The sequence below is a fragment of the Tenacibaculum singaporense genome (genome assembly GCF_003867015.1).
GTDB lineage: Bacteria > Bacteroidota > Bacteroidia > Flavobacteriales > Flavobacteriaceae > Polaribacter > Polaribacter singaporensis.
In genome coordinates, this window is sequence record NZ_CP032548.1 from 281105 (window position 1) to 299249 (window position 18145).

The 18145-nt window shown below is 37.2% G+C and carries 10 protein-coding genes; 1 reads left to right on the forward strand and 9 read right to left on the reverse strand.

The window, feature by feature from the left end:
• Window positions 1-5: 5 nt before the first annotated feature.
• The 5 genes from D6T69_RS01300 to rimP all read right to left on the reverse strand — a co-directional run bounded on the left by D6T69_RS01300 (window position 6) and on the right by rimP (window position 6571).
• Window positions 6-431, reverse strand: coding sequence for a hypothetical protein (locus D6T69_RS01300; RefSeq protein WP_125066085.1), 426 nt, complete (start codon window positions 429-431; stop codon window positions 6-8).
• Between the two features lie 88 nt (window positions 432-519).
• Window positions 520-1491 (reverse strand): zinc metalloprotease, encoded by a 972-nt coding sequence (locus tag D6T69_RS01305; RefSeq protein ID WP_125066086.1) that lies wholly within the window; start codon window positions 1489-1491, stop codon window positions 520-522.
• Window positions 1492-1847: 356 nt separating this feature from the next.
• Window positions 1848-4706 (reverse strand): translation initiation factor IF-2, encoded by a 2859-nt coding sequence (gene infB, locus D6T69_RS01310; RefSeq protein ID WP_125066087.1) that lies wholly within the window; start codon window positions 4704-4706, stop codon window positions 1848-1850.
• A gap of 134 nt (window positions 4707-4840) precedes the next feature.
• Window positions 4841-6097 (reverse strand): transcription termination factor NusA, encoded by a 1257-nt coding sequence (gene nusA / locus D6T69_RS01315; protein WP_125066088.1) that lies wholly within the window; start codon window positions 6095-6097, stop codon window positions 4841-4843.
• Window positions 6098-6109: 12 nt separating this feature from the next.
• Entirely contained in the window at window positions 6110-6571 is a 462-nt protein-coding gene (gene rimP / locus D6T69_RS01320; protein WP_125066089.1) for a ribosome assembly cofactor RimP, read from the reverse strand.
• A gap of 158 nt (window positions 6572-6729) precedes the next feature.
• Between rimP and D6T69_RS01325 the strand changes: the two genes are divergently transcribed.
• Window positions 6730-7557 (forward strand): universal stress protein, encoded by an 828-nt coding sequence (locus tag D6T69_RS01325; protein WP_125066090.1) that lies wholly within the window; start codon window positions 6730-6732, stop codon window positions 7555-7557.
• Window positions 7558-7690: 133 nt separating this feature from the next.
• Here D6T69_RS01325 and D6T69_RS01330 read toward each other — a convergent pair whose 3' ends face one another.
• From D6T69_RS01330 to D6T69_RS01345, 4 genes are all read right to left on the reverse strand, one after another.
• The gene (locus tag D6T69_RS01330; RefSeq protein ID WP_125066091.1) at window positions 7691-13282 is read right to left on the reverse strand and encodes a T9SS type A sorting domain-containing protein; all 5592 of its coding nucleotides are present in this window, start codon (window positions 13280-13282) and stop codon (window positions 7691-7693) included.
• Window positions 13283-13293: 11 nt separating this feature from the next.
• Window positions 13294-15684 (reverse strand): hypothetical protein, encoded by a 2391-nt coding sequence (locus D6T69_RS01335; RefSeq protein WP_125066092.1) that lies wholly within the window; start codon window positions 15682-15684, stop codon window positions 13294-13296.
• Window positions 15685-16183: 499 nt separating this feature from the next.
• Window positions 16184-17188, reverse strand: a complete 1005-nt coding sequence (locus tag D6T69_RS01340) for a glycosyltransferase family 4 protein (protein ID WP_125066093.1) — start codon at window positions 17186-17188, stop codon at window positions 16184-16186.
• Window positions 17189-18118 (reverse strand): hypothetical protein, encoded by a 930-nt coding sequence (locus D6T69_RS01345; RefSeq protein ID WP_125066094.1) that lies wholly within the window; start codon window positions 18116-18118, stop codon window positions 17189-17191.
• Window positions 18119-18145: the final 27 nt, after the last annotated feature.

Below are 18145 nucleotides of genomic sequence, written 5' to 3' on the forward strand. Positions count from 1 at the left end.
TTTATTTATTCTTTTACATCGGAAAGCTTATATAAAAAATCTTCTAGCTTTTTTAATTCTTTTGGTGGGTTACCTGCATCAAATGTACTTGACCTATATTCCTTATCAGCAATTTTAATAGTAAATTCCGCATGCAAAGCCCCATCGGTTATTCTTTTTTCACTTGGCGCCTTTAAATTGCTTATTTCTTCTAAATTCAACTCATTAATTATAGCTTTTAACTCTTCTAGTTGTTCTTTAGTTACTTCTTTAGCTCCTTCTTTTCGATATGTTTTGTATGATAAGTTATTTCCTTCAATAGTTAATTTCACCACACTCCCTCTAGTTTGAGCTTCATAAGCTATTTTATCAAACTCTTTTGTTTTATTTTGTGCAGCACAGTTCATCATTAATAAAAATACTACAGGAGTTATTATTTTTAGGTATTTCATCTATTCTTACTTTTTAGTTTATGATAATAAAAAGACGCTCTTTTAAATAAAGAACGTCTTAATATATGAATTTCGTATTAGAAACAGATTAGTCTGCCATAGTAGCTCTAAATCCTCCTGGAGCAAATACTGCATCCATTCTAGCTTTTTGACCTTCTGTAAACATATACATACAGCTATCATCAGAATAATCCATAAAGTTCATAGTCATATTAGCACTTCCGCATTCAATTACTGGGTAAGTAGGACATCCTCTACTATTTCCATCAGCATCAGGAGTATCAGCAACAAAGTCGCTAGCACCACATCCACCATCACCCCAAATGTGACGTAAGTTTAAGTAGTGACCAACTTCATGCGTAGCCGTTCTTTGATTACGACCAACAAAACTATGTGCTAAAACTACACCATCTGTAGACCAGCTACCCCCAGGGAATTGTGCATACCCTAAAATTTGACCTCCTCTATATGGCATAACGTTAACAATCCAAATGTTTAAAAATTCTTGTGGATTAACAACATCACTACCTCCTGAAGAAGTGAATTTCATTGAATCATCTGGTCTCCAGCTTCTCTTTTTTGTATTTTGAACTCTAATTACGTCCTCAATAACAAAATCGATATTTACATTTGCTTCAACTCCAGCAAACTCAGCAGGCATTGCCCCTCTGTTTGGATTCTGCATGTTAAAATCTTCATTTAATGCATCAATTTGGTCTTGTAATACTGATAACGATAAGTTTTCACTTGCTTGACGATAAATTACGTGATAAACTACTGGTATTTGTATTTTTCCATTTACTAACCTAGCTTGAACATCTCCAGATTTAACTTTTTGTAAGTAAGATGCTGTAAAGTTTTCAATATTTTCCATTTTGCTTTTTAAGCTAGGATCATTAGCCATATTTGCCTCTAAAACATCATTAGCAAAACATTGTTTTTCTGCTTTTTGCAACGTTGTTACATCTGCCTCTGGTTCTAAATCTGGATTTTGCTCGTTTGTTTGGCAACCTACTAAAATTCCAGCAGCAATTGCCATGGTAAGAAAAATTCTTTTCATGTTGTGAATGTTTAAAAATTAATTTTAAGAACACTTAATAGTGTTCTTTGTTTTGTTAAAAAACAGTAAACAAAACTTATCTAGAAAGAAATTGTTAATTTTTTATTATTAAAATAATAATTTGAAGGGTTTTTTAACGATATGCAATATATAGTTTTCAGTATACAATCAAATTTTTTTTTCCGCACTCATTTACAACAGTTTAATCCCTCTAAACATCACTTGCGAGTAATAATGGATAATAACATCTTTTTTAAAACCCTTGATAATGAATGGGGTAAAAAAAGTCATTTTTAATCATAAAGCATAAAAAAAGGTGCCTAATTAGGCACCTTTTATATTCTATATTAAAGTAATTACTTAAGTTTTTTCTTAACTGCTACTTCAGTATAAGCTTCTAATGTATCTCCTTCTTTAATATCGTTATATCCTTTAATTTGAAGACCACAATCGTATCCTTTAGTTACTTCCTTAACATCGTCTTTAAAACGTTTTAATGAAGCTAATACACCATCATGAACTACAATTCCATCTCTAATTACACGAACTTTAGAGTCTCTTGTAATTTTCCCTGTCATCACCATACATCCTGCAATGTTACCAATCTTAGAAATTTTATAAACTTCTCTAATTTCAACATTACCAAGAACTTCTTCTTTCATTTCAGGAGATAACATTCCTTCCATTGCATCTTTCAGGTCGTTGATAGCATCATAAATGATTGAGTAAGTTCTAATATCAACTTCTTCTCTATCTGCTACCGAACGTGCATTTCCTTGCGGACGTACGTTAAACCCAACGATAATTGCATCTGAAGCAGTTGCTAATAACACGTCAGATTCTGTAATTGCTCCAACTCCTTTGTGAATAATATTCACTTGAATTTCTTCTGTAGATAGTTTTTGGAACGAATCTGTTAACGCTTCTACCGAACCATCCACATCTCCTTTTAAGATGATATTTAACTCTTTGAAGTCTCCTAATGCAATACGACGACCAATTTCTGCAAGCGTTAATGTTTTTTGCGTTCTAACAGATTGTTCACGTTGTAATTGAGAACGTTTTGCTGCTATTTGCTTAGCTTCACGCTCATCTTCAAATACATTAAATTTATCACCTGCTTGTGGTGCACCATCTAAACCTAAAATTGATACTGGCGTAGAAGGTCCTGCTTCTTTTACTTTTCTTCCTTTATCATCAAACATAGCCCTTACTTTTCCACTATGTTTTCCTGCTAAGATGTAATCTCCAATTTTTAATGTACCTGCTTGTACTAATATTGTAGATACATACCCTCTACCTTTATCTAATAAAGCTTCAACTACAGCTCCGTTTGCATTTTTATTAGGATTTGCTTTTAACTCTAATACTTCCGCTTCTAATAATACTTTTTCTAATAACTCATCAACACCTTGTCCTGTTTTAGCAGAAATTTCTTGTGATTGAATGTTACCTCCCCAATCTTCTACTAATAAATTCATAGAAGAAAGTTGTGTTTTAATATTATCTGGATTCGCGTTAGGCTTATCTATCTTGTTTATTGCGAAAATAATTGGCACTCCTGCCGCTTGCGCGTGAGAAATCGCCTCTTTTGTTTGCGGCATTACATCATCATCGGCAGCTACTACAATAATAACTAAATCCGTTACTTGAGCTCCACGAGCACGCATCGCTGTAAAGGCTTCGTGACCTGGGGTATCTAAGAAGGCTATTTTCTGATCTCCTACCTTCACTGCATAAGCACCAATGTGCTGCGTGATACCTCCTGATTCACCTTCAATAACATTCGCGTTACGGATGTAATCTAATAATGATGTTTTACCGTGATCTACGTGTCCCATTACCGTAATAATAGGTGCACGAGTTATTAAATCTTCTGGTTTGTCTTCTACTTCTTCTATAGATTCCTCTACTTCAGCTCCAACAAACTCTACAGTATAGTTAAATTCTTCTGCAACAATTTGTAATGTTTCAGCATCTAAACGTTGGTTCATTGTTACCATCATTCCTAGCATCATACAACTAGAAATAATTTGAGTAACAGGAACATCCATCATCGTAGCTACTTCACTTACAGTAACGAATTCTGTTACTTTTAACACCTTACTTTCAGCTTGTGCTGCTTGTAATTCAGCTTCACTTTGCTGACGGTGAGCATCTCTTTTATCTCTACGATATTTAGCACCTTTCCCTTTTTTAGATTTACCTTGAAGTTTTTCTAAGGTTTCTCTAACTTGTTTTTGGATTTGTGCTTCTGTTAGTTCTTCTTTCGGAGCTGCACTTGGTCTTCTACCTCTTTGACCTCCTCGGTTTCCACCTCTTTGGCCTCCTCGGTTTTGACCTCCTCCCCTATTATTTCCTTGTGGTTTTGCTCCAGTTCCAGGAGTTCCAGGTTTACTAATTCTCTTACGCTTCTTCTTATCTCCGTCTGTCTTATTAGCTTCTGGTTTTTTCTTTTTTGGTCTTTCAAATTGTTTTAAATCAATTTTTTGACCTGTAAAATTAGGACCTTCTAATTTCTTGTACTGAGTTTTAATTTTCTCAGCGTTCTCTGGAGTAACCTCAGTTTCTTTTTCTGATTGCTTCACCTCTTTAACCTTTTTTTCAACAGTCTTTTTTACTTCTATAGGCTGTTCTTTTTTTACTTCCTTTTTAGGAGTATCAACTGTTTTTTCTTTTGGCTTTTCAGTTTTTGGAGGCTCTGGCTTTTTCTCTTCAACCTTTACAGATTCTTCCACTTTTTTAGTTTCTTGAACTGGTTGAACAGGTTCTTCTTTCTTAGGTTCCTCTACTTTCTCCTCTTTTTTTGTAGGCTCTGATTTTACTACCTCAGGTTTATCTTCAACAGCTTTACCTGTTTCAACATCTATCTTACCTACTGTTTTAAGTTCTAACTTTTCAGCTTTGGCTTTTAAAACTTCTTGTTTTTTAGCTTCTTCTTCTAATCGTTTTCTTTCTTGCTCTTGCTCTAATTGCTGACGAATTGCCTCTTTCTCTTTTTTCTTTTCTTCGCTAACTTCTTTAGAGGCCACCTTTTTAGATTTATCAGTTTGAAAACCATCAAATAAAATTTGATATTCTTTATCTGATATTTTGGTAGTAGGGCGAGCTTCTATCTCATAGCCATTTTTAGCTAGGTGTTCTACAGCTCTATCTAAAGAAATGTTTAGTTCTCTTAAAACCTTATTTAGTCTTAATTTTTTGCCTTCAGCCATATATTGTTTTATACTTTTTATTGAAAAAACACACTTTACACGTAAAACGCATAGTTATGCTTTTTTTCTGCTTTTTGCTAGATTTTACATGAGTATATACTCGTAGGAAACTAGCTTCCTTTTATAATTTATATTTATTCTTCGAACTCTTCTCTTAAAATTCGTTGAACATCTAAAATTGTTTCTTCTTCTAAATCGGTTCTTTGTACTAACATTGACACGTCTTTTTCTAAAACACTCTTTGCAGTATCTAAACCTATTTTCTTGAATTCTTCAATTACCCAAGCTTCGATTTCGTCAGAGAATTCTGTTAATTCTACATCCTCTTCTTCAATTCCTTCTCTCTGAACATCTATTTCGTACCCTGTTAATTCACTTGCTAAACGAATGTTAACACCTGCTCTACCAATTGCTTTTGATACTTCTTCTGGTTTTAACAAAACGTTTACGCGTCCTTTTTTACCGTTTTTCTCTTCTTCATACATTTGAATGTCTACAGAAGTTACTTTTGCAGGACTTAATGCTCTTGCTACGAATAACTGTTCGTTTTTCGTATAATTGATTACGTCTATATTTTCGTTTCCTAATTCACGAACGATACCGTGAATACGAGAACCTTTTACACCAACACAAGCTCCAACAGGATCAATTCTATCATCGTAAGAATCTACTGCTATTTTTGCTTTGTCTCCAGGAATTCGTGCAACACCTTCAATAGTAATTAAACCGTCGAAAACTTCAGGAATTTCTTGTTCAAATAGTTTCACTAAGAACGCTGGCGAAGTTCTTGATAAAATAATAGCTGGTTTGTTACCTCTTAACTCTACTGATTTTATCACTCCTCTAACTGCATCTCCTTTTCTAAAGAAGTCAGAACGAATTTGCTCACTCTTTGGTAAAACAATCTCGTTTCCTTCGTCATCCAACAAAATTACAGCATTATGACGAATATGGTGCACTTCTGCACTATAAATTTCTCCTTCTAAATCTTTAAATTGCTTGAAAACGTTTGTACTATCGTGTTCGTGAATTTTAGAAATTAAGTTTTGACGCAATGCTAAAATAGCGCGTCTACCTAAATCTACTAACTTTACTTCTTCAGAAACATCTTCACCAATTTCAAAATCTGGCTCTATTTTTCTTGCTTCTGAAAGTTCAATTTCCTCATTATCGTCTTCAGACATTCCATCTGCTACCACCACACGGTTTCTCCAAATCTCTAAATCTCCTTTATCTGGGTTGATAATGATATCAAAGTTTTCATCTGACCCAAATCTACGTTTTAAGGCAGCACGAAATACTTCTTCTAAGATAGACATTAATGTTACTCTGTCTATGCTTTTATTATCTTTAAACTCCGAAAATGATTCTATTAACGCAATATTTTCCATTTCATTCTCTAATTAAAATATGATCTTCACTTTTGCTTCTTTAATATCTTGATACGCTAGTGTCTTTGTTTTCTCTACCGTATGTTTCCCTTTACCTATTGGTTTAGGTTCTCTTGTTTTCCATTGTAACGTGATATTATCTTCCGTTACCTCGGTTAATGTTCCTTCGAATTCTTCAATTGCTGTTTTAACTTTTAGAATTCTATTAATATTCTTTTTATACTGACGCTTAACAGTTAATGGCTGAGCGATATCTGGTGTTGTAACTTCTAACGAAAAATCTTCTTCTTCTCTATCTAAATTATGCTCTATATTTCTACTAATACGAATACATTCGCTTAGAGGCACACCAGAGTCACCGTCTACTATTACTTTTATTTTATTGTCTGCCAAGAATTGTAAATCTATTAAATATAACGATTCGTTTTCTTGTAAGGCTTCTTGTAATAATTCTTTAACTCGTTCTTGATTCATCTTAGGTATAAAAAGAGGGGACTCTCGTCCCCTTCATCTATCTGATTAATAAATTTGCTGCAAATATAGTAAGTTATTCATTAACACACAAATATCTTTTATTTGTTAATTGTTTTTTCGTATATTTAAGAGACTATCTCTCTTTAAATCTTCTTATTATGAAAAAAATACTAGTACCAATCGATTTTTCAAAACCTTCGGAATATGCTTCGAAGCTTGCCTCGACAATAGCTAAAAAAGCTAATAGCGAAGTTCACCTACTTCATATGGTTGAACTTCCTACTGGATTTGTAGACATGGGATCAGGGACTAATTTTAGTATTCCTGAAAGCATGTTGTATATTAGAAAAGTTCGTGACAGAATGCTTGATTACAAAAAACAGTTTTTTCCAAAAAACAACAATATCAAACATGCTATCCGATTTCAAACTCCCTTTGATGGAATTCAAGATTACTCTAAAAAGAATGGAACTGATCTCATTATTATGGGAGCTAAAGGTCACACAAATTTAGAGGAAATTCTTATAGGCTCTAACACCGAGAAAATTGTAAGAAATTCTGACATCCCAGTTATCGTTACTAAAAAAAACGAGGATCATTTCATTCCTAAAAACCTTGTATTTGCTTCAAGCTTTAAACCTGAAAAAACACAAGCTTTTGAACGATTTTTAGACTTTGCTCAGAATTTTGACAGCAAAATTCATCTATTAAAAATAAACACTCCTCAAAAATTTGAAAATACTCAAGAAACCAACAAACGAATTAAAAAATTTATCGCAAAATATGATTTAAAAAACTACACTATTAACGTTTACAACGATTCTTCAATCGAAAAAGGAATTTTAAACTTTTCCAATAAGATTAATGCAGACATTATTGCGTTAGCAACCCACGGAAGAAGTGGTTTAGCTCACATTTTTAATGGAAGTATTACTAAGCATTTATCTAAAAAATCAATAAAACCTATGCTTACCTTCAAAGTTTAATAAAAACTTCTCTAATAAATTAGAAACGCTAAGACGATTGTCTTAGCGTTTCTTTTGTTTGATTAGTTACGGTTTCAAAGGTATGTTTAGAGAAGCTTTTTTACAGACCTCTCTAAACAACTCATAATTCAGATTACTTTCTCTTTTTAGGACGCATTGCTATAATTTTCTTATTAACAACACCTCTACTTGTAATCATTCTTACAATTAAAGCTTGATTTTGCACATTTGATAAATCTATTATCATCTGCTCCTTGGCTCCTTTGATATAAGAGTTATTTTCTACCCTTTTAATCAAAATACCATTCATAGTATAAATCTCAATAGCTACATTGGTATCAAACTTATAATTATACTCTACTGTCAACTCATTTTCAAATGGTACAGGGTAAGCACTAAAGCTTAATGGTTCCTGTTGAACTGGATCTAGCGCTTCTTCGTTACAAGGTTCTACAGAACCACTTGGAGTAAACGTTCCACCATTATCAACTGACTCGTGACATCTACAAACTTCTTCACAGGTTACAGCATGAGCAATAACATATATTGGTCCACTAGCTTCAATAGGTCCTACTGTATAATTAGACACATAATCCAATGTACTTGTATTGAAATTATATTGTCCAGGAGCTACAGTTGTTTTACCTTTTTTATTGCTAGGGTATTTTTCACATCCTATATACACATGTGCAACACTCATTACATATCCTTCGAATAGGTTGTATTCTACTGATACATACCCATCTTGATAGGTAACTGTTACCTCTCCTGATTGTACACCCTTAGAAGTATCACATTGCGCTGCTCCTGAATATAAAGGCATTGTATAGATACCTTCTTCTGCAAAGTAATTTGTCCAACCCCAACGGTTAAAGCCATCATCTAGGAAACATGTATAATCGTTACCTCTTGCAAATGCAGTTTCACAGTTTTCAAATAAATCTGTTTTATTTGACATTGTTACTGTTTCAGTAACACTATTACCACAATTATCCGTTGCTGTGAAAACATAGTCTGCGTACTGAACACAACCTTCTTCTCTTATATTTGTAGGATATGCTACTAAGTCTCCACCAGCTGAACAGTTATCTGTCCATCTAGCATTTAACATTTCTGGTAATCCTTCATCACATAATTCAAGACTTTCAGGTAAATCGACTATTACAGGATCAGTCTCATCGTATTGTCTTGTTACACGGATTACTACTGGTGTGGCTTGGTTTCCACAATCGTCTGTAATATTGAATGTGTAGTCTCGGTACTGAGTACAACCATCGTCTCCAGCCATTACTTCTCCGGCTACTCCATTGATGTTACCTGAGGTTTCTCCCCCAATTCCACAGTTGTCAGTCCACGTTGTGCTTACTACTTCTGGCCATGCTTGATTACATTCTTCTAGCATGATATCGTCTTGGTCGGCAATCACTGGTGCGGTTTCATCGTATTGTCTTGTTACACGGATTACTACTGGTGTGGCTTGGTTTCCACAATCGTCTGTAATATTGAATGTGTAGTCTCGGTACTGAGTACAACCATCGTCTCCAGCCATTACTTCTCCGGCTACTCCATTGATGCTACCTGAGGTTTCTCCGCCGATACCACAGTTATCGGTCCACGTAGTGCTTACTACTTCTGGCCATGCTTGGTTACATTCTTCTAGCATGATATCGTCTTGGTCGGCAATCACTGGCGCGGTTTCATCGTATTGTCTTGTTACACGGATTACTACTGGTGTGGCTTGGTTTCCACAATCGTCTGTAATATTGAATGTGTAGTCTCGGTACTGAGTACAACCATCGTCTCCGGCCATTACTTCTCCGGCTACTCCATTGATGCTACCTGAGGTTTCTCCCCCGATACCACAGTTGTCGGTCCACGTAGTGCTTACTACTTCTGGCCATGCTTGGTTACATTCTTCTAGCATGATATCGTCTTGGTCGGCAATCACTGGTGCGGTTTCATCGTATTGTCTTGTTACACGGATTACTACTGGTGTGGCTTGGTTTCCACAATCGTCTGTAATATTGAATGTGTAGTCTCGGTACTGAGTACAACCATCGTCTCCAGCCATTACTTCTCCGGCTACTCCATTGATGCTACCTGAGGTTTCTCCGCCGATACCACAGTTATCGGTCCACGTAGTGCTTACTACTTCTGGCCATGCTTGGTTACATTCTTCTAGCATGATATCGTCTTGGTCGGCAATCACTGGCGCGGTTTCATCGTATTGTCTTGTTACACGGATTACTACTGGTGTGGCTTGGTTTCCACAATCGTCTGTAATATTGAATGTGTAGTCTCGGTACTGAGTACAACCATCGTCTCCGGCCATTACTTCTCCGGCTACTCCATTGATGCTACCTGAGGTTTCTCCCCCGATACCACAGTTGTCGGTCCACGTAGTGCTTACTACTTCTGGCCATGCTTGGTTACATTCTTCTAGCATGATATCGTCTTGGTCGGCAATCACTGGTGCGGTTTCATCGTATTGTCTTGTTACACGGATTACTACTGGTGTGGCTTGGTTTCCACAATCGTCTGTAATATTGAATGTGTAGTCTCGGTACTGAGTACAACCATCGTCTCCAGCCATTACTTCTCCGGCTACTCCATTGATGCTACCTGAGGTTTCTCCGCCGATACCACAGTTATCGGTCCACGTAGTGCTTACTACTTCTGGCCATGCTTGGTTACATTCTTCTAGCATGATATCGTCTTGGTCGGCAATCACTGGCGCGGTTTCATCGTATTGTCTTGTTACACGGATTACTACTGGTGTGGCTTGGTTTCCACAATCGTCTGTAATATTGAATGTGTAGTCTCGGTACTGAGTACAACCATCGTCTCCGGCCATTACTTCTCCGGCTACTCCATTGATGCTACCTGAGGTTTCTCCCCCGATACCACAGTTGTCGGTCCACGTAGTGCTTACTACTTCTGGCCATGCTTGGTTACATTCTTCTAGCATGATATCGTCTTGGTCGGCAATCACTGGTGCGGTTTCATCGTATTGTCTCGTTACACGGATTACTACTGGTGTGGCTTGGTTTCCACAATCATCGGTTGCGTTGAATGTGTAGTCTCGGTACTGAGTACAACCATCGTCTCCGGCCATTACTTCTCCGGCTACTCCATTGATGCTACCTGAGGTTTCTCCGCCGATACCACAGTTGTCGGTCCATGTAGTGCTTACTACTTCTGGCCATGCTTGATTACATTCTTCTAGCATGATATCGTCTTGATCGGCAATCACTGGCGCGGTTTCATCGTATTGTCTTGTTACACGGATTACTACTGGTGTGGCTTGGTTTCCACAATCGTCTGTAATATTGAATGTGTAGTCTCGGTACTGAGTACAACCATCGTCTCCGGCCATTACTTCTCCGGCTACTCCATTGATGCTACCTGAGGTTTCTCCCCCGATACCACAGTTGTCGGTCCATGTAGTACTTACTACTTCTGGCCATGCTTGATTACATTCTTCTAGCATGATATCGTCTTGGTCGGCAATCACTGGTGCGGTTTCATCGTATTGTCTTGTTACACGGATTACTACTGGTGTGGCTTGGTTTCCACAATCGTCTGTAATATTGAACGTGTAGTCTCGGTACTGAGTACAACCATCGTCTCCAGCCATTACTTCTCCGGCTACTCCATTAATACTACCTGAGGTTTCTCCGCCGATACCACAGTTGTCGGTCCATGTAGTGCTTACTACTTCTGGCCATGCTTGATTACATTCTTCTAGCATGATATCGTCTTGATCGGAAATCACTGGTGCGGTTTCATCGTATTGTCTTGTTACACGGATTACTACTGGTGTGGCTTGGTTTCCACAATCGTCTGTAATATTGAATGTGTAGTCTCGGTACTGAGTACAACCATCGTCTCCAGCCATTACTTCTCCGGCTACTCCATTGATGCTACCTGAGGTTTCTCCGCCGATACCACAGTTATCGGTCCACGTAGTGCTTACTACTTCTGGCCATGCTTGGTTACATTCTTCTAGCATGATATCGTCTTGGTCGGCAATCACTGGTGCGGTTTCATCGTATTGTCTTGTTACACGGATTACTACTGGTGTGGCTTGGTTTCCACAATCGTCTGTAATATTGAACGTGTAGTCTCGGTACTGAGTACAACCATCGTCTCCAGCCATTACTTCTCCGGCTACTCCATTGATACTGCCTGAGGTTTCTCCGCCGATACCACAGTTGTCAGTCCATGTAGTGCTTACTACTTCTGGCCATGCTTGGTTACATTCTTCTAGCATGATATCGTCTTGATCGGAAATCACTGGTGCGGTTTCATCGTATTGTCTTGTTACACGGATTACTACTGGTGTGGCTTGGTTTCCACAATCGTCTGTAATATTGAACGTGTAGTCTCGGTACTGAGTACAACCATCGTCTCCAGCCATTACTTCTCCGGCTACTCCATTGATGTTACCTGAGGTTTCTCCGCCGATACCACAGTTGTCGGTCCACGTAGTACTTACTACTTCTGGCCATGCTTGGTTACATTCTTCTAGCATGATATCGTCTTGGTCGGCAATCACTGGCGCGGTTTCATCGTATTGTCTTGTTACACGGATTACTACTGGTGTGGCTTGGTTTCCACAATCGTCTGTAATATTGAATGTGTAATCTCTGTATTGTGTACAACCATCGTCTCCAGCCATTACTTCTCCGGCTACTCCATTGATGTTACCTGAGGTTTCTCCCCCAATTCCACAGTTGTCAGTCCACGTTGTGCTTACTACTTCTGGCCATGCTTGGTTACATTCTTCTAGCATGATATCGTCTTGGTCGGCAATCACTGGCGCGGTTTCATCGTATTGTCTTGTTACACGGATTACTACTGGTGTGGCTTGGTTTCCACAATCGTCTGTAATATTGAATGTGTAGTCTCGGTACTGAGTACAACCATCGTCTCCGGCCATTACTTCTCCGGCTACTCCATTGATGCTACCTGAGGTTTCTCCGCCGATACCACAGTTATCGGTCCACGTAGTGCTTACTACTTCTGGCCATGCTTGGTTACATTCTTCTAGCATGATATCGTCTTGGTCGGCAATCACTGGTGCGGTTTCATCGTATTGTCTTGTTACACGGATTACTACTGGTGTGGCTTGGTTTCCACAATCGTCTGTAATATTGAATGTGTAGTCTCGGTACTGAGTACAACCATCGTCTCCGGCCATTACTTCTCCGGCTACTCCATTGATGCTACCTGAGGTTTCTCCGCCGATACCACAGTTGTCAGTCCATGTAGTGCTTACTACTTCTGGCCATGCTTGGTTACATTCTTCTAGCATGATATCGTCTTGATCGGCAATCACTGGTGCGGTTTCATCGTATTGTCTTGTTACACGGATTACTACTGGTGTGGCTTGGTTTCCACAATCGTCTGTAATATTGAACGTGTAGTCTCGGTACTGAGTACAACCATCGTCTCCAGCCATTACTTCTCCGGCTACTCCATTAATACTACCTGAGGTTTCTCCGCCGATACCACAGTTATCGGTCCATGTAGTACTTACTACTTCTGGCCATGCTTGATTACATTCTTCTAGCATGATATCGTCTTGGTCGGCAATCACTGGTGCGGTTTCATCGTATTGTCTTGTTACACGGATTACTACTGGTGTGGCTTGGTTTCCACAATCGTCTGTAATATTGAATGTGTAGTCTCGGTACTGAGTACAACCATCGTCTCCAGCCATTACTTCTCCGGCTACTCCATTGATGCTACCTGAGGTTTCTCCCCCGATCCACAGTTGTCAGTCCACGTTGTGCTTACTACTTCTGGCCATGCTTGATTACATTCTTCTAGCATGATATCGTCTTGGTCGGCAATCACTGGTGCGGTTTCATCGTATTGTCTTGTTACACGGATTACTACTGGTGTGGCTTGGTTTCCACAATCGTCTGTAATATTGAACGTGTAGTCTCGGTACTGAGTACAACCATCGTCTCCAGCCATTACTTCTCCGGCTACTCCATTAATACTACCTGAGGTTTCTCCGCCGATACCACAGTTGTCGGTCCATGTAGTGCTTACTACTTCTGGCCATGCTTGATTACATTCTTCTAGCATGATATCGTCTTGGTCGGCAATTACTGGCACGGTTTCATCGTATTGTCTTGTTACTCGGATTACTACTGGTGTGGCTTGGTTTCCACAATCATCGGTTGCGTTGAATGTGTAGTCTCGGTACTGAGTACAACCATCGTCTCCGGCCATTACTTCTCCGGCTACTCCATTGATGCTACCTGAGGTTTCTCCGCCGATACCACAGTTGTCAGTCCATGTAGTGCTTACTACTTCTGGCCATGCTTGATTACATTCTTCTAGCATGATATCGTCTTGGTCGGCAATCACTGGTGCTTCATCATCTGGTGTAACTGTAAATGTTCTTTCACAAGAAACTACTTGCTCACATTCATCAGAAACCTCATATCTTAAAGTTATACTTCCTCCACAAGCATCTGGCGCTTCAAGAGTATTTACATCAACTTCATTTTCTCCTATGTAATATTTCTCCACTACAGTTCCATTTCCTCCTGAATTTGAAAATCCAGACAACCAAGTAGTAAAAGCATTATTAATATCTTCTTGTGATGTACATTCTGGTATTGTTTGGTTTTCTGGACAAACTTGATTTAAAGGAATTAAAGGCTCTCCATTTACTTCGAACTCATCTTCCGCCGTACATCCTACTACACCGGGAGCAAACTCTAATGTTGCTGCTACTTTATAAGTTCCTGCTTCTGTAACTTGTAATGTATTCCCTGTTTCTCCCTCTATCTCAACATCATCTTTATACCACACATACGTAAAAGTATTTCCTTCTGGTGTTGCGTTTGCTGTTAGTGTTATACTTTCTTCTGTACAAGCTATATCTTCTCCTTCTATTACCACTGCTACTTCAGGTGTATCTGCTAAACTAAATGGTCCTGCTAAATCTTTCAACTCTGCAGTAAACGAGTCGGATGATCTTGTTTTTACAATTACACTTCCTAACGGACTTATACAATCTATTCCTGGAGTACTACTCGAATCAAACCCTAATGCTGATGCGTTAATTGCAATTTCTGCAAAAGTAGTTTCTGAATAGTCAGATACTATATTTCCTCCTTTATCAATTGTTCCCCATGGTCCTGCTGGTACTGAACCAGCATCATTTACTTGAGAGAACACAGCATCTGGCGCTCCTTGTCTTAATTGTATTTCGGCATACCCATAGTTACCTGCTCCATCACCTCCATCGTATTGTATATACCCATTATTATCTTGTTTAAACTCGAATGGTCTAAATGGCAATGTATTATGTGTATCGAAATAAGAATCTGGAACCCCTACTAATTCAACCCAAACAAATAGTTTGATTATTGCATTTGATCCTCCATTAGCATAATTAACAGAAAGGATAATATCTCCATGTTGTAGTACTGAACCGTCTGGGTTAAATACATACGGAGTTCTTCCTCCTGTAGCTGATAAGTCCACCTCTGATTGAATAGTTCCACCTACTAAGTTTACTTTTTCCCTAAAATATTCGAAGTCTAAATAGCTATCTCCACTATCATTTCTTGTTGAAGCCCCTAAAAAAGCCCATTCATCTGTTCCTACAGTAGCTCCCTCTCTCCTTAAATGTCCAAAAACATCTATAATATCATTTTTTTGAGGTACTGAAGCATCTGTAATTGTCCAAGTATTTGGATTATCATTGTTTTTATCTGACCCTCCTGTAAATACATTTGAATCTGTATTATTACCCTGAGCATTCTGATCTCTGATAAATACAGCATCAATCCAAAGTCTTCCATCTACAACTGTATAAATAGGAACACTCATTCTTATTTCAGCAGAAGCGTTATCATCTACTAATAGATTAGCTGTTACTGCTGTTGGCGTTTCGTCTATCACCCCTTTCCCTGAGTCTCCTAAAAACCAATCGTCTGTTCCAAATGGGAAAACTGCTCCATTTGGAAAGGATACTATTCCTGAATACACATCAGCATCAACACCAAAATTGGCTTGAACTGTAGTTTCTGTATTTACTAACTGCGCATTCACTGCATTTATTGAAAACAAAAAAAGCATGACAAGAAAACCCGTCATACTATATCGGCACCTTTTAAAACCTTCATCAATGCAGTTTTTTAACGTTTTTAACCCTCTCCTTTGACAGGCAGGTTCTGTATCATTAAGCAACATATTGTAATATTTTACATGGTATTATTCTTTAATTTTTTGTTATTAAAGGGGTTACACATCTAGCCGATATAAGAAGTAAATCAGCTGTAAAATATCTATTAAAGAGGTTGTTAAATAACTAAAAGTATTAATCTTTCGTTTTAAGAGAGGTTACAAAATAAAGAGGTTAAAAGGGATGTTTCGTTGAGAGATTAGAAAAAAAACTCATGTAAGAAATTATGAGTTAGGAGAACAAAGTTAATCAATTAACAGATATTTAACAAACTCACTTGCAGACACTAAAAGGAAAAAGGGGTTTTCCCCCTATATCAAAAAACACTCCTTTAAAGTCAATTAATAACTACGGAGCTATTATTTATTGAATTAAAAAGTTTGATCTTTTTTCAGGTAAAATACTTAATTATTAAGATTTTTTATTGATTTCTTTATATACTTCAACCAAACCTTCAGCTTCTTTTTGCGCGCTCCAATTTTCTTCAATTTCGTTTCGAGCATTGTCTCCTAAATGAGGAAGCTTCTTACTTATTAGGTTCGTAATTATTTCCTGAAGCTCAACTATGTTTCCTGAAGTAAACAAATATCCAGATTCTAAATCCGTTATCAACTCAGAGTGTACTCCAACATTATTTGTAGCCACTACTGTATTTCCACATGCCATTGCTTCAGCACAAACTAAAGAAAACCCTTCTGTAAAAGATGGAACTACTGAAATTGTAGCTGCTTGGTAATATGAAACAATATCTGATGTTTCATCAATAAAATAAACTTGACTTTTAACCTTGTTTTTTTCGGCTATTTCTTTTAGCTCTTCCAAGAAAGGTGGTTTGTCTACTTTTCCAACCACAACCAATGCCCAATCTTTATTTTCTTTTAATTTAGGAACTACAGCTTCTAACAATATTTTTTGCCCTTTTGCTTTTCTTACTCTACCTGTACAAAGAATAATATTCTTTTGAGCAATATTACTTAACTTTTTTTCTGGATTAGGAATAAAAAGGTTTGTATCTACACCATGCGGCACCTTTACGTTAGGTATCCGTAAACTCTTATGCATTGAGCTTGTTAGTGTAATCACCTCATCTGATTTCTTCAATAATAACTTGGTAAATCCTGATGGCTCTGTTTCTGCATGTCGTGTAGCTACTAATTTGAACTTTGCCCCTAAAACCTTATACCATAGCATTTTTAAAATTTCATTGTTACGATGACAATGAACAACAATATCTTCTTTAGAGAATAATAACTCTTTTAGCTTAGAAGTTGTAATTTTTTCTCCTTCAATACCATATCCATACAGATAAGTTGTACACAACTTTTTTAACTGAGGAAGTACATTTTCAATACTTCTTGTAACACCAGTTCTTCTATTGTGAAAGTGTGTATGTACAACTACAAGGTTAGAATCCATCTATGCAAATCTTCTTTCAATAATCTCTAACAGTCTATTTTCATATTCTTCTTTTTCAGACCAATCATAGTCTGGCTTTATCATTTTGTTGATGAATTTTTTCGCTTCTTTTTCTGTTTTAAAAGTATTTAGTTGAGAAATAACTCTATTAAAATCATTTTGATCACCATCAAATAAATGTTTTACAAAAGCTATTCTATCATTTAAATCTATCTGAATTGTTTGTTGAAAATGATCGTTTAGTGATTTCTTAGGTTCTGCTTTGGTAAATAAATCTGTCATTACATCTACTGAAATCGTATCTTGTAACTCATCTTCTAAAGTCGGTGTTTTTCTTTCTCCTACATCTTTTACATCATTTTTTACATCTTCAGCATCGCCATGTAGTAACTCTTCTAATTCATCAAAAGGTTGCTCAATGATATCATTAGTAATTATTTCTTCATTAATTCCTTGAATTACTTTCTCAGCTATTTCATCTGCTTCTTGCTCAAAACCTTCTTTTAAGTCTTCTTCTAAGTGATGTACTTTTCTTTCCTCTAAAAGCTCTTCCTTCTGTATATTTTCTTCTATCTGTTCTGTAGACTTTTCTACTATTATTTCTTCTGAAATTAGCTCTTCTTTCTTTTCTACCTCAACTATCAAATTACTTACAACTTCTTTCTCAGACTCAATATGTATCTTTTCTTCTTCAACTAAAGCCTCTGCCTTCTTTTTTTCTTCTGCTAACAATACATCTTTTAACAACTCCTCTTTATTTTTTGTAGGGTTAGGAGTGTTATTTATGTATTCTTCTACATACGCTAAAACCGAAAGTTTTTCGTAAACCTCATATGCCTTTTGCTTTAACTCAAACACATCTTCTCTATTTTTCATCTGTAAGATACTGTGTGCTAAACTGGTTAAATCTGATGCTAGTTTTTTGTGCATAAGTTGTCGTTTGATTTTAATTTTTGC

Excerpts from the sequence above, each read along its gene's own strand:
- D6T69_RS01300 (WP_125066085.1), bottom strand. The coding sequence starts at position 431 with ATGAAATACCTAAAAATAATAACTCCTGTAGTATTTTTATTAATGATG.
- D6T69_RS01305 (WP_125066086.1), bottom strand. The coding sequence starts at position 1,491 with ATGAAAAGAATTTTTCTTACCATGGCAATTGCTGCTGGAATTTTAGTA.
- infB (WP_125066087.1), bottom strand. The coding sequence starts at position 4,706 with ATGGCTGAAGGCAAAAAATTAAGACTAAATAAGGTTTTAAGAGAACTA.
- nusA (WP_125066088.1), bottom strand. The coding sequence starts at position 6,097 with ATGGAAAATATTGCGTTAATAGAATCATTTTCGGAGTTTAAAGATAAT.
- rimP (WP_125066089.1), bottom strand. The coding sequence starts at position 6,571 with ATGAATCAAGAACGAGTTAAAGAATTATTACAAGAAGCCTTACAAGAA.
- D6T69_RS01325 (WP_125066090.1), top strand. The coding sequence starts at position 6,730 with ATGAAAAAAATACTAGTACCAATCGATTTTTCAAAACCTTCGGAATAT.
- D6T69_RS01330 (WP_125066091.1), bottom strand. The coding sequence starts at position 13,282 with ATGGCTGGAGACGATGGTTGTACTCAGTACCGAGACTACACATTCAAT.
- D6T69_RS01335 (WP_125066092.1), bottom strand. The coding sequence starts at position 15,684 with ATGACGGGTTTTCTTGTCATGCTTTTTTTGTTTTCAATAAATGCAGTG.
- D6T69_RS01340 (WP_125066093.1), bottom strand. The coding sequence starts at position 17,188 with ATGGATTCTAACCTTGTAGTTGTACATACACACTTTCACAATAGAAGA.
- D6T69_RS01345 (WP_125066094.1), bottom strand. The coding sequence starts at position 18,118 with ATGCACAAAAAACTAGCATCAGATTTAACCAGTTTAGCACACAGTATC.